Source organism: Pseudomonas sp. SMN11 (assembly GCF_052041945.1).
Classification (GTDB): domain Bacteria; phylum Pseudomonadota; class Gammaproteobacteria; order Pseudomonadales; family Pseudomonadaceae; genus Aquipseudomonas.
The window spans coordinates 1-202 of record NZ_JBKGGW010000121.1 but is presented as its reverse complement, the minus strand read 5'-3'; the positions used below and the strand labels follow the sequence as shown (position 1 = coordinate 202).

At 53.5% G+C, this 202-nt stretch carries 1 protein-coding gene; it reads right to left on the bottom strand.

Annotated features, from left to right (window positions below):
• Positions 1-153, bottom strand: a 153-nt coding sequence (locus ACLEJU_RS28825; RefSeq protein ID WP_440776799.1) for a transposase, incomplete at its 3' end; no start/stop codon positions are given.
• Positions 154-202 lie beyond the last annotated feature (49 nt).

Genomic DNA, 202 nt, shown 5'->3' with positions numbered 1-202 from the left:
AGAAGGGCTGGAGTTGCTCTGATAGCTGGCAACCCATCGGCGCAGCAGGCTGAAATCGACACCGAAATGTTGGGCTACCTTTCGGAAACCGTTATCGCCATCCAGGTAGGCTGTGATGGCTGTGACCTTGAACTGCTCTGTGTATTTGCCCATAGGTCCCCCAAGGGTTGGATTTTTTGTCCAACTTCTTGGGGGCAGTCCA